Genomic DNA, 12,163 nt, shown 5'->3' with positions numbered 1-12,163 from the left:
GCCGGACGGCATCCCGCGCCCGAGGCCGAAGCCCCGGATGCGGCGACGCGATCAGGGCAGTTCGACCTCGGCGGCCGGTCCGACCAGCGCCAGAGCCTTGGGCCGCGACAGCAGCCGCCCGGCCATCTCGCTGACGTCCTCGGCTGTGACCGAGCGGACGCGTTCGATGAGGTCCATCGGCGATTCGAGCGGCAGCCCGAAGATCTCCGACCGGGCGAGACGATTCATCCGCGCCGCAGAGGACTCGAGTCCGAGCACCATTGACCCCGACAGTTGGGACACGATCTCGTCGAGCTCGAACTGGCTCGGCGTCTCCTGCGCCAGCCGATCCCATTCGCTCACCGCCAGATCGACGACGGCCTGAGCGTTCTCGGCCGTGCATCCGGCATAGATGCCGAAGGTGCCGGTATCCGTGAACTGGCTGGCCACGCAGTTCACGGCATAGGCCAGTCCGCGCTCCTCGCGCACGCTCTGGAACAGCCGCGACGACATCCCGCCGCCGAGCATCGTGAGCATCACCGAGTATATGAAACGGTCGTCGTCGCCCTCGGGCAGGCCTTCGCAGCCGAGCATGATGCCCAGCTGCTCGATGTCTTTGACGGTGTGCGACTTCCCGGAATGGAATTCCGGACGCGCCCGCGCGGCACCACCGAGGTGCGAGCCTTTCGCCACCGAGGCGGCCCCGCCGTCGGCGTCACCCGTGCGCACCGAGGCGGCCCCGCCATCGGCCTTGCCCGCATCCACCGAGCCCGCACCGTGGCCACCGGCTCCCGCGCCCGACCAGACGTCGGCACGTGACCCGAGCCCCGCCTCGGCGAGGGCGTCCTTAACCATCGCGAGGACCTCTTCATGGGTCGCACCGCCCGCGGCAGCGATGACCAGACGAGGCGGGATATACGTCGACTGATAGTGGTCGATGACCGTGTGGTGGCCGAGCACGCGGATCTGATCCTTCGTCGCACCCACGGGCCGGGCCAGCGAATGCGAACCGAAGACCAGGGAATCGAAGTCGTCGAAGAGGACGTCCCCGGGATCGTCGGCGGACATGGCGAGCTCTTCGATGATGACACCGCGCTCGCGTTCGAACTCCTCAATGTCGAGCTGGGAGTTCGAGACCATATCGAGGAGCAGCCCGGCGATGTTCGGCAGATCCGTCACGAGGCACCGGGAGTAGTAGCAGGTGAGCTCCTTGGCGGTGATCGCATTCGAATCCCCGCCAGTGCGGTCGAAGGCCGCGGCGATGGTCTTCGCATCGCGGCTGCCGGTGCCCTTGAACAGCATGTGCTCGAGGAAATGCGTCGAGCCGGCGGTCTCTGCGGATTCGTCACGGGACCCGGCTGCAACCCAGATCCCGATCGTCTCCGAGGCCAGACCCGGCATGTGTTCGGTGGTCAGCGTCAAACCACCGGGGAGGACAGACCGATCGATTCGGCTGCCCTCCCCGGTGTGCGAACTGCTCAGTATCAGTTGTCTGATCCCTCTTCGTCCGATTTCTCGTCTTCGTCGGTGACCGGAGCCAGCGACAGCTTGCCGCGGTCATCGATCTTCGTGATCTCGACCTGGACCTTCTGGCCCACACCGACGACGTCTTCGACGTCCTCGACGCGCTTGCCGTCGTTGAGCTTGCGCAGCTCGGAGATGTGCAGCAGGCCGTCCTTGCCCGGGGTCAGGGACACGAATGCGCCGAAGCTCATCGTCTTGACCACGGTGCCCAGGTAGCGTTCGCCGACCTCGGGAACCTGCGGGTTCGCGATCGCATTGATCATCGAACGGGCGGCCTCGGCGGCCGGTCCGTCCGTGGCACCGATGAGGACGGTTCCGTCGTCTTCGATGCTGATGTCCGCGCCGGTGTCCTCCTGGATCTGGTTGATCATCTTGCCCTTGGGCCCGATGACCTCACCGATCTTGTCGACGGGGATGTTCACGGAGATGATCCGCGGTGCCGTCGGTGCCATCTCGGCCGGGGCGTCGATGGCTTCGTTGATGACGTCGAGGATGACCATGCGTGCTTCGCGGGCCTGCTTGAGGGCGGCACCGAGCACCGAGGCGGGAAGGCCGTCGAGCTTGGTGTCGAGCTGGATCGCGGTGATGAAGTCACGCGTACCGGCGACCTTGAAGTCCATATCGCCGAAGGCGTCTTCGGCACCGAGGATGTCGGTCAGAGCCGCGTAGGCGGTCTGCTCACCCTGGTCGGTGGAGATGACGTCGGAGACGAGCCCCATGGCGATGCCGGCGACGGGTGCCTGCAGCGGCACACCGGCCGAGAGCATGGCCAACGTCGAGGCGCAGACCGAGCCCATCGAGGTCGAACCGTTCGAACCGAGGGCCTCGGAGACCTCACGGATCGCGTACGGGAAGTCCTCACGCTTGGGCAGAACGGGCACAAGGGCACGTTCGGCCAGTGCACCGTGGCCGATCTCGCGGCGCTTCGGGCTGCCCACCCGGCCGGTCTCACCGGTCGAGTAGGGCGGGAAGTTGTAGTGGTGGATGTAGCGCTTCGAGGTCACCGGCGACAGGGAGTCGATGGTCTGCTCGAGCTTGAGCATGTTGAGCGTGGTGATGCCCAGGATCTGGGTCTCGCCGCGCTCGAAGATGGCCGAACCGTGCACGCGCGGAACGACGTTCGTCTCGGCGGTGAGCGGACGGATGTCCTTGAGCCCACGGCCGTCGATGCGGACCTGGTCGGTGAGGATGCGCTTGCGCACGACCTGCTTGGTCAGGGCGTTGAGAGCGTTCGCGATCTCCTTCTCACGGCCTTCGAAGCGCTCTCCGAGCTTCTCGAAGAGCTCGTCGAGGAGGGCGGCGCCGGCGGCTTCGCGCTCCTGCTTGTCAGCGATCCTGAAGTTCTCGGTCTGCTTCGCCTCGGCGAGTTCCTTGACGGCTTCGAAGACGTCGTCCTCGTAGTCGCGGAAGACGGGGAATTCGACGGTCGGCTTCGCGGCGCGATCGGCGAGTTCGGACTGCGCACGGCAGAGCTCGGCGATGAACGGCTTCGCGGCTTCGAGCCCCTCGGCCACGACCTCCTCGGTGGGGGCCTGGGCGCCGGTCTTGATCTTGTCGATGGCGTTGTCGGTGGCTTCGGCCTCGACCATCATGATGGCGACGTCGTCACCGACCACGCGACCGGCGACGACCATGTTGAACACGGCATCCTCGAGCTGCGAGTGGTTCGGGAAGGCGACCCACTGGCCGTCGATGAGCGCGATGCGCACACCGCCGATGGGGCCGGAGAACGGCAGACCCGACAGCTGGGTCGACATCGACGCGGCGTTGATGGCCAGGGCGTCGTAGAGGTGGTCGGGGTTGACCGACATCACGGTGACGACGACCTGGACCTCGTTGCGCAGGCCCTTGACGAAGGACGGGCGCAGCGGGCGGTCGATGAGGCGGCAGGTGAGGATCGCATCGGTCGAGGGGCGGCCCTCACGGCGGAAGAACGAACCGGGGATGCGTCCGGCGGCGTACATGCGCTCTTCGACGTCGACGGTCAGGGGGAAGAAGTCGAAGCCCTCACGGGGGTTCTTGCCGGCCGCGGTGGCCGAGAGAAGCATGGTGTCGTCGTCGAGGTAGGCGACGGCGGAGCCGGCGGCCTGCTGGGCCAGACGCCCGGTCTCGAAGCGGATGGTGTGCGAACCGAAGCTGCCATTGTCGATATGGGCAACGGCGGATTCAGGGTTGAGTCCCACGTAGTCTCCTATGTTGTGCCGGCACGCGGTGGTCTGTAGTGCGCAGGTGATAGTTCTCAACGCATCAGTGACGCGCTGCCTTCGGCGGTGTGCCTCGACAGTGCGCGACCCCGCGTCGTTCCGGCGGGATATTGGCTCGGACATCCCATGGATCCAAGCCGGTCATCGATCGGGGCCCACGGAACCGGCGCTCAAGCGCTCATTCCTCCGGAGGCCACTACCGAAGACCGAAACGTCCATGGCGTGGTTGTCCGGTACGAAGTCTACCGCAGAAGCACAGAAGCGCCCCACCCGAAGGTGGGACGCTTCCGATTCAGCTGTGCTGAGTCGAATCAGCGGCGCAGGCCGAGGCGCTTGATGAGCGAACGGTAACGCTCGATGTCGACCTTCGCGAGGTACTTGAGCATGCGGCGACGCTGGCCGACGAGGAGCAGCAGGCCACGACGCGAGTGGTGGTCGTGCTTGTGATCCTTGAAGTGCTCGGTCAGGTCGGTGATCCGGCGGGTCAGCAGTGCAACCTGGACCTCGGGAGAACCGGTGTCGCCCTCATGAGTTGCATATTCCTTGATGATCTCTTGCTTCACAGCGGTATCGAGAGCCATGGAGTTCTCCTTCGTGTCGTTGCGCGGCGCAGGGACCTGAAGTCTCTGCCCTATGGGACCGCGGCCGGTGAAAACGGCAGAGATCAGCTTATCAGGTGTGCAGGACCTCGCGCACATCGGCGATGTCCTCATGCATCTGCACGATGAGGTCGTCCATCCCGGTGAACGCGACCTGCCCGCGGATGCGGGAGACGAATTCGAGAGTCATCTCACGGTCGTAGACGTCGAATTCGCCGAATTCCTTGTCGAGCACGTACGCCTCGACCCGTCGAACCTGCCCCTGGAAAGTCGGGTTCGTGCCCACAGAGATCGCGGCCGGGTACGCCTGATCCTCACCGGAGAACGTCGCCCAGCCGGCGTAGACGCCGTCGGCGGGGACGAGCCCGTCCGGATTCTCCGAGAGGTTCGCCGTCGGGAATCCCAGGTCGCGTCCGCGGGCATCGCCATGGACGACGGTGCCGTGGAGTGCATGGTAGCGCCCGAGCTGGTCGGCCGCCTCGGCGACATCACCGGCAGTGAGCTGCTCCCGGATCCGGGAGGACGAATACCGACCCCCGCGCCCGACTTCGTCGATCGTTTCGACACGGAACCCGAATCTCCCGCCGAGGCGGCGCAGAGTCTCGATCGTACCCTCGTTGTCCTTGCCGAACCGGACATCATCGCCGACGACGACGATCTTCGCGCGCAGGGCTTCGACGAAGTACCGGCGCACGAATTCCTCGGCCGACTGGGCGGCGAAGTCGAGGTCGTAGGGCTGGACGAGAAGGCCGTCGATTCCGGTGGCGGCGATGAGGTCGGCGCGCTGCCGGGTCGAGTTGATCATCACGGTCGGCTCTTCGGGGCGGTGGACCGTGCGCGGGTGGGGATCGAAGGTCATTGCGATCGAGCGCAGGCCCTCTTGCCTGGCCAGGGCGGCGACGGTGGTCAGGACCGTTTCGTGTCCGCGGTGCACGCCGTCGAAGTTGCCGAGGGTGACGACGGTGCCGACAGCGTCGACCTCGACCTCACCGAGTCCGTGATACAGCTCCACCAGACATTCGCTCCTTCCGTGCACCGATTCAGATTATCGCAGAGATCTTCCGCCTCCTAACCCGGACCTCGCCGATGCGGAAGAACATGTTCAGGCGATGATCGCCCATCCGATGACGCCGAGAAGGGAGGCCAGGGCGATGGAGACGAAGGTGCCGATGATGAACCGCTCTCCCGCGGCCGCCGAGGATTTGATCTCTGCGAAGCGTCCGAGCCCTTTGACCGCGATGACCACGGCCATGAGTTCGGGACGGCCGAGCACGATCGCTCCGGCGATGAGCGCGCGTTCGACGATGCCGATCCACAGTCCGCCGCGCAGGACTTCGACGTCCTCGGCTCCTGTGCGTTCGGGTTTGGAGCCCGGGCCCGCATGGGTCAGGCGGAGGAGAAGCGGGACGAGTGGCCAGCCGATGAGGGCCGCGATGATGGCGGCGGCGATGGCGACGAGCACGTCAGTCCACATGTGCGTCTCCTTCCGATAGGGCTCGTTGGAGCCGGTCGAGATGATGCCGGGCCAGATGCTCGGCCCCGGCGATGATCTCGGCGGGACCGGCCGCCAGCACCCGAGAGACCGCTTGCTGGGAGACGTCGAATTCCGCGGCGATCTCGGCCTGCGTGGCGTCCGGGTGGTCGAGTCGGTATCCGACGTAGCCGCGGGAGTGACCGCGCAGCTCGGATAGCGCGCTGATGAGGAGCCGCAGAGCCGCCTCTGCCAACCCACGATGGCCACTGTCCGGATCGGCGCTGACGACGAGGTGAGCCGGTGCGGATTTGGCCGCCTCGACCGCCTGGCGGGCCGAGTAGAAGGCCTCTCCCCTGCCCTCGGTGGTCGTTTCGGGCAGCGGCCGTTCGACCTCGCCGATGCCGATGCCGATATGCCAGCCGGAGTCGATGCCGATACGGCGGACCGCCTCGGCGACGACGTCGGGATCGTCTAGGACCCCTTGGACCTCGTCACCGATGGTGCGGGCGAAGGGAACGACCGTGCCGACCGGAGAGAGAGCATCGAGGATGCGGGGCACTGCGTCGGCGTTCGACCGCGAATCCTGCTGGTCGATGGTCAAGACGAACATAGGACAAGTAGACCAGATGATTGTCCCAGGTACAAGAGTTTCGGTTGTATTTGATGAATACAATCTATTTCGTTGTTTCGAACGTGGAAGCTGGATACCTCAGGCGAGGTCGATGGCAAAGGCGGTCAGCGACTTCAGACCGCCGTTCCGACGCACTTCTGCCACGGAGACGAGGGCATCACCGCAGACGACCGCGACCTCTCGGTTCCCCGTGTCGCCGGCGTCGGGATCTGCATGCCAGTCACCAGCCGCAACGGTCTTGCCCTGCATGAGCGCCCTGGCTCGATCGGCATCGACGGTGACGACGGGCAGGAGGGTGCGGGCCGCCTCGGCGAGGGAGATGAGGGTGGGCGCGGGGACGTCGAGGTCCTCGGGCAAGGTCACGGCCTGGTCGATGTGAAAATCGCCGACACGCGTCCTCCGGAGCGCGGTGAGGTGGCCGAAGGTGCCGAGGTCGGTGCCGATATCGCGCGCCAGGGCGCGCACATAGGTGCCCGAGGAGCAGTCGACTTCGACATCGACGTCGATATGCCCATCCACGGCGGAGAAGCGGATGTCGATGATCTGGAACTCCGAGACTTCGACGCGGCGGGCCTTGAGTTCGACGTCCTCGCCGGCGCGGACGCGAGCGTAGGAGCGCTTGCCGTCGACCTTGATCGCCGAGACGGCACTGGGCACCTGATCGATGGGGCCGCGCAGCCTGGCCACGGCGGCTTCGATGGCCGCAGCGTCGACACGAGCGAGATCGGACGGGTCAGCGAAGCGATCGGGCTCGGAATCGGCGTCATCGGTGGGTGTCGACGACCCCAGGTGGATGGTGGCGAAGTAGGTCTTCGAGACCCCGGTGATGTAGGTGAGCAGCTTGGTGCCGCGGCCGAGGCCGAGCACGAGGACACCCGTGGCCATCGGGTCGAGAGTGCCGGCGTGGCCGACCTTCTTCGTCCCGAACCAGCGGCGGATGCGAGAGACCACGCCGTGGGAGCTCAGTCCCTGCGGTTTGTCGCAGACAAGGACGCCCTGCGGGGAAGTATCGCTCACTGGGTGTGCGATCAGTTGAAGGACGCGTGCACGTGGTCGAAGTGGTTGGCGGTCGCGTCTCCGCGGTCCTCCATGCCCTTCCAGCCCTGCCCGGGCATCCAGATGCGCTGTTTCCAGATGACGTACTTGACGTTGAGGGCACCCTGGTTCTGGATGAGGTAATCGGCGATGCGGTCGCCGGTGGATCCGGTGATCATGATGTCGACGGCCTCACCGGTGTTGTGATCCGAACCGGTGCCGGGGCGACGTCCGCCGAAGGTCTTGACCTCGGGGAACTTCGCGCAGACAGCACGGTAGCCGTTGACGGCGTTCGGCAGCAGGCCGGACTCGATCGAGGAGGACACGCTGCAGGGCGGAGCCGAGGTATCCGAAGAGGTGCCTCCGCCGGAGGACTTCTCATCGGAAGACTTATCACCGGAGGACGAATCGTCGCTCTTCTCCGAGGCAGCCGAGGATTCGGCGGTCGGCTTGGGCTTCGGCGGAGCCTTGACCTCGAGATCGGTCTTCGAGGTCTTGTTCTTGTACTTCGGGTCGTCCTTGACCTTCTCCAGGTACTCTTCGCCAGCCTTCTTGCGTTCGGCGTCGAGCTCTTTCTGGCTCGGGGTCGAGGCAGTGGTCGACTCCTCGGGGGTCGTCGATGCGGCTTCAGTGGTGACGTTGCTGGACTCGGGTGGTCCCATGACGACGGTCGAACCGACGACGGCGGCGGTCGCGGCTGCTGGAACGGCGATCGCGGCGACGACGGGACGCTGCTTGACGGTCGCCAGCACGGAAGTCGCCGAGGACGGCGCATTCGCTGCGCGTCGGCCTGCGGGGCGCTTGCCGGGAGTCAGATCCCGGATCAGCTGCTTCGCGAACGACGGCTTCGGTGAGGAGTGCTTACCCAATGCAGAATTCCCTTAACAGAGTCGTAATCATTTCGTTACCGCAAAAAGTCTACGACATCTCGGAAAGATAACAAAACTGTTACGAGAACTTTTTTCGCGACGTGACGAAGCTCAAATCGGACCCGGAACGGCCATTCCGCCGCTCTCCACCCGATGATAAGGCGCGATGCACTCTGTTCGCTGGAATGCGACGATCACTCTTCGTCGGCGTCGTCGGCCTTCTTGTACGGGTCGGATTCACCTGCATGCTGCGCGTTCTTGGCCAACCCGGCCACTCGAGCGTCGTCGGCGGCGGCCTGAGCGAGCAGTCCGTCGAGACGGGCGGCCGCCTCGGGGACGGCATCGGCGATGAATTCGAGGCTCGGGGTCAGGCGGATCGTCAGCCCCTTGCCGACCTCTGAGCGGATGAAGCCCTTGGCCGATTCGAGGGCATGACCGGTGCCGACGAGATCCTGGTCGTCGCCGTAGACGGTGTAGAAGATGGTCGCGTGCTGCAGATCGCCGGTCACGCGGACATCGGTGACGGTGACGAAGCCGAGGCGGGGATCCTTGAGCTTGCGCTCGATGGTGCTGGCGACGATGACCTTGATCTGGTCGGCGATCTTGCGGGCCCGTGTCGAGTCTGCCATGGTGCGTGTCCTTCTGTTCGGGGCCGGAGCTTCTCTCCGGCCCTATATTAGCTGTGCAATCGAACCGGCTCCGGTCGGTCCCCCATTCAGGGGGCCGACCGGAGCCGTCGACTCACGGTGTGAGTCCCATCCTCCTCCGCTGCGCTGCTGCGCTGTCGAATCAGGGGGTGGAACTCACTGTGCGACCGATCAGTCGCGCGGCTTCTCCTGCATCTCGAAGGTCTCGATGATGTCGCCGACGCGCAGGTCGTTGAACTTGCCGAGTCCGATACCGCACTCGTAGCCCTCGCGGACCTCGGTCGCATCGTCCTTGAACCGGCGCAGCGATTCGATGTGGACGTTGTCGCCGATGACGATTCCGTCGCGGGTGACGCGAGCGGTCGAGTTCCGCTTGATGAGGCCGTCGCGGACGATCGAACCGGCGATGTTGCCGAACTTCGAGGAACGGAAGACCTCGCGGATCTCCGCGGTACCGGTCTGGACCTCTTCGTACTCGGGCTTGAGCATGCCCTTGAGCGAGGACTCGATGTCGTCGATCGCCTGGTAGATGACCGAGTAGTATCGGACGTCGACGCCTTCGCGGTCTGCCAGGTCGCGAGCCTTCGCTTCCGGACGGACGTTGAAGCCGAGGACGATCGCGTTGTCGACCGTGGCCAGGTTGATGTCGTTCTCCGTGATCGCACCGACGCCGCGGTGGATGATCCGCAGGTCGACGTCGTCACCCACATCGATCTTGAGCAGCGAATCCTCGAGCGCTTCGACAGCACCGGAGACGTCGCCCTTGAGGATGAGGTTGAGCATGTCGACCTTGCCCTCAGCCAGAGCCTTCGTGAAGTCCTCGAGGCTGATGCGCTTGCGACCGCGGGCCTGAGCGGCGTTGCGCTCGATTGCGTCACGCTTCTCAGCGATCTGACGGGCTGTGCGGTCGTCATCGGTGGAGATGAACGAGTCACCGGCACGCGGAACGGACGACAGACCGAGCACCTGCACGGGGCGGGAGGGTCCGGCCTCCTCGACGACGTTTCCGTTCTCGTCGAACATCGCACGCACACGTCCGTAGGCGGTGCCGCAGACGATGGCGTCGCCCTGACGCAGGGTGCCGGACTCGACGAGGACGGTGGCAACCGCACCGCGCCCCTTGTCGAGCTTGGCTTCGATCGCGATGCCGCGAGCGGACTTGTCGGGGTTCGCCCGCAGGTCCAGGGCCGCATCGGTGGTCAGCAGAACGGATTCGAGCAGCTGGTCGATGCCCTCGCGCTTGAGCGCGGAGATCGGCACGAACATGGTCTCGCCGCCGTATTCTTCGGCCACGAGGTTGTATTCGGTCAGCTGCTGCATGACCTTGGCGGGGTTGGCGCCTTCCTTGTCGATCTTGTTCACGGCCACGACGATCGGCACATCGGCCGCCTGAGCGTGGTTGAGAGCTTCGATCGTCTGCGGCATGACGCCGTCGTCGGCGGCGACCACGAGGATCGCGAGGTCCGTCGACTTCGCACCACGGGCACGCATGGCGGTGAACGCCTCGTGACCCGGGGTGTCGAGGAAGGTGATCTTGCGATCTTCCCCCTCGTGCTCGACCTCGGCCTGGTAGGCACCGATGTGCTGGGTGATTCCGCCGGCTTCGCGGGAAGCGACATTGGCCGAGCGGATCGCGTCGAGCAGCTTGGTCTTACCGTGGTCGACGTGACCCATGACGGTGACGACCGGCGGACGTGCCTGCAGGTCCTCGTCGTCCTCTTCTGCGGCTTCGGCATCGAGGTCGATGTCGAAGGTCTCCAGCAGCTCACGGTCTTCGTCTTCGGGCGAGACGATCTCGATCTTGTAGCCGAGCTCTTCGCCGAGGACCTCGAAGGTCGCCTCGTCGAGGGACTGGGTGATCGTGGCCATCTCACCGAGGTGGAAGAGCACGGTCACGAGGTTCGTCGGATCGGTGTTGATCTTCTCGGCGAAGTCGGCCAGCGAGGAGCCGCGACGAAGACGCAGCGGCGTGTTGCCGTCTCCGCGCGGAACGGTGACGCCACCGACCGAGGGAGCCTGCATCTGCTCGAGCTCTGCGCGCTTCGCCCGCTTCGACTTGCGTCCCTTCTGACGGGGACCGCCGCCGCGACCGAATGCACCCTGCGTGCTTCCGCGACCGCGACCTGAACCGCGACCACCGGGACCGCCGCCGGGTCCACGACGAGGACCGCCGGGAGCGCCGCCCGGGGCACCGGGGGCGCCGCCGCCTGGGGCGTTTCCGCGTCCGCCGCCGCGACCGCGGCCGGGAGCGGGCTTGTTCAGTGCCGAGTTCTTCAGCATCGACGGGTTCGGGCGTGGTGCACCCGGGCGAGGTGCCGGACGGGGACCGCCCGAGGATTCCTCACCGGATCCGCGCTGCTTCTGGCCGGGCTTCGGCATTCCCTGCGAAGGCGCAAACGGGTTGTTGCCGGGGCGTCCGCCCTGGCCACCCTGACCGCCTTGACCGCCGGAACGACCGCCGGGCTTGGGCCCACGACCGGGCTTCGGCATTCCCTGCGAGGACGCGAAGGGGTTGTTTCCGGGACGCGCGGCACCGCGACCGCCGGGCTTCCCTGCAGCACCTGGCTTGGGAGCTCCGGGTTTCGGGGCTCCGGGCTTGGGCGCGGCTGCCGGCTTCGGGGCTCCGGGCTTCGGCGCCGAGGAGGCAGCCGGCTTGGCTGCGGGAGCCTCGGACGATTCGGTTGCCTTCGGAGCAGCCGGCGTCGCCGGCTCAGCGGCAGGCTTCGGCTCAGCGGCAGGCTTCGGCTCAGCGGCAGGCTTCGGTGCGGACTTCGCAGCGGGGGCGGCATCCTCGGCGGGGGCCGATTTCGCTGCACCGGTGGACTTCGCAGCACCCGGCTTGGCGGCCGACTTCGCGGCGGGCTTTGGTGCGGGCTTCGCACCGGGTTTCGGGGCTCCGGGCTTCGCGGCCGGCTTGGCGGCCTTCTTCGCGCCGGTGGACTTCTCACCATCGGCGGAAGAGGAATCGGCGAATGCCTCCTTCACACGGCGCACGACGGGCGCTTCGAGCGTCGAAGAGGCCGAGCGAACGAATTCGCCCATGTCCTGGAGCTTTTCGAGGACGTTCTTACTTGTTGTGCCGAGCTCTTTCGCGAGCTCATGGACACGGGGCTTTGCCACAGTTCTCCTGTCCGGGTTCTTTCCCGGTCAGGAAAGAACCTCATCAATGAAGAGCAGTACTCATTTCACTGCTCTCTCGAA

10 protein-coding genes are annotated in these 12,163 nt (G+C 65.8%); all 10 read right to left on the bottom strand.

Annotated elements, in window-relative coordinates; genetic code table 11:
- Window positions 1–51: 51 nt before the first annotated feature.
- Complete coding sequence (locus D3I60_RS12030) at window positions 52–1,401, bottom strand: M16 family metallopeptidase (RefSeq protein WP_262776556.1); 1,350 nt, start codon at window positions 1,399–1,401, stop codon at window positions 52–54.
- 62 nt (window positions 1,402–1,463) lie between these two features.
- A complete protein-coding gene (locus D3I60_RS12025; RefSeq protein WP_262776555.1) occupies window positions 1,464–3,686 on the bottom strand; it encodes a polyribonucleotide nucleotidyltransferase in 2,223 nt (740 codons plus the stop codon).
- 332 nt (window positions 3,687–4,018) lie between these two features.
- The gene (rpsO, locus tag D3I60_RS12020) at window positions 4,019–4,288 is read right to left on the bottom strand and encodes a 30S ribosomal protein S15 (RefSeq protein ID WP_039210907.1); all 270 of its coding nucleotides are present in this window, start codon (window positions 4,286–4,288) and stop codon (window positions 4,019–4,021) included.
- Between the two features lie 91 nt (window positions 4,289–4,379).
- The gene (locus D3I60_RS12015; RefSeq protein ID WP_262776554.1) at window positions 4,380–5,318 is read right to left on the bottom strand and encodes a bifunctional riboflavin kinase/FAD synthetase; all 939 of its coding nucleotides are present in this window, start codon (window positions 5,316–5,318) and stop codon (window positions 4,380–4,382) included.
- A 90-nt stretch (window positions 5,319–5,408) separates the two neighbouring features.
- Window positions 5,409–5,780: a hypothetical protein gene (locus D3I60_RS12010; RefSeq protein WP_139908424.1), complete on the bottom strand. Its 372-nt coding sequence runs from the start codon at window positions 5,778–5,780 to the stop codon at window positions 5,409–5,411.
- Window positions 5,770–6,390, bottom strand: coding sequence for a hypothetical protein (locus D3I60_RS12005; protein WP_262776553.1), 621 nt, complete (start codon window positions 6,388–6,390; stop codon window positions 5,770–5,772). The genes D3I60_RS12010 and D3I60_RS12005 overlap by 11 nt, the downstream gene beginning before the upstream one ends.
- Window positions 6,391–6,489: 99 nt before the next feature.
- Window positions 6,490–7,428: a tRNA pseudouridine(55) synthase TruB gene (gene truB, locus D3I60_RS12000; protein ID WP_262776552.1), complete on the bottom strand. Its 939-nt coding sequence runs from the start codon at window positions 7,426–7,428 to the stop codon at window positions 6,490–6,492.
- An 11-nt stretch (window positions 7,429–7,439) separates the two neighbouring features.
- A complete protein-coding gene (locus D3I60_RS11995; protein WP_262776551.1) occupies window positions 7,440–8,315 on the bottom strand; it encodes a ligand-binding protein SH3 in 876 nt (291 codons plus the stop codon).
- Between the two features lie 194 nt (window positions 8,316–8,509).
- Window positions 8,510–8,944, bottom strand: coding sequence for a 30S ribosome-binding factor RbfA (rbfA, locus tag D3I60_RS11990; RefSeq protein WP_139468786.1), 435 nt, complete (start codon window positions 8,942–8,944; stop codon window positions 8,510–8,512).
- 189 nt (window positions 8,945–9,133) lie between these two features.
- Entirely contained in the window at window positions 9,134–12,082 is a 2,949-nt protein-coding gene (gene infB, locus D3I60_RS11985; protein WP_262776550.1) for a translation initiation factor IF-2, read from the bottom strand.
- Window positions 12,083–12,163: the final 81 nt, after the last annotated feature.

The sequence above is a fragment of the Brevibacterium permense genome, from assembly GCF_025506275.1.
Lineage (GTDB): Bacteria > Actinomycetota > Actinomycetes > Actinomycetales > Brevibacteriaceae > Brevibacterium > Brevibacterium permense_A.
The sequence above is the reverse complement of the archived record's forward strand: the minus strand, read 5'-3'. Positions and strand labels throughout refer to the sequence as shown.

What these genes read in the sequence shown, in the direction of transcription:
- D3I60_RS12005 (WP_262776553.1), bottom strand. Translation starts at nt 6,390, where the DNA reads ATGTTCGTCTTGACCATCGACCAGCAGGATTCGCGGTCGAACGCCGAC.
- D3I60_RS12010 (WP_139908424.1), bottom strand. Translation starts at nt 5,780, where the DNA reads ATGTGGACTGACGTGCTCGTCGCCATCGCCGCCGCCATCATCGCGGCC.
- rpsO (WP_039210907.1), bottom strand. Translation starts at nt 4,288, where the DNA reads ATGGCTCTCGATACCGCTGTGAAGCAAGAGATCATCAAGGAATATGCA.
- rbfA (WP_139468786.1), bottom strand. Translation starts at nt 8,944, where the DNA reads ATGGCAGACTCGACACGGGCCCGCAAGATCGCCGACCAGATCAAGGTC.